This window comes from Pseudoalteromonas sp. CR1, assembly GCF_019392235.1.
Classification (GTDB): domain Bacteria; phylum Pseudomonadota; class Gammaproteobacteria; order Enterobacterales; family Alteromonadaceae; genus Pseudoalteromonas.
Genome location: NZ_JAHXRM010000393.1, coordinates 1 through 257, shown reverse-complemented (window position 1 = coordinate 257; position 257 = coordinate 1). Strand labels below are relative to the sequence as shown.

The following is a 257-nucleotide window of genomic DNA, read 5'->3' as shown; positions in this document are numbered from 1 at the left end:
GCGCCGAAGCTGCAGGGGTTGCGCATCGTCGCGTTGGACATGGCCGGCCACGGGCACTCGGCGCACCGGCCTGCCGGGGCGGGTTATGCCTTGTGGGACTATGTGTTTGACGTGCTGCAAGTCGCCGAACAACTGGGCTGGAAACGTTTTGCATTACTTGGCCACTCCCTTGGCGCTATCGTTTCGTTGGTGTTGGCGGGCGCTTTGCCGGAGCGTGTGACGCACCTGGGTTTGATCGACGGTGTCGTCCCGCCGAC

1 protein-coding gene is annotated in these 257 nt (G+C 63.8%); it reads left to right on the top strand.

The window, feature by feature from the left end; genetic code table 11:
* A partial coding sequence (locus KZZ04_RS19865; protein ID WP_219423981.1) for an alpha/beta fold hydrolase occupies positions 1-257 on the top strand: 257 nt, incomplete at both ends.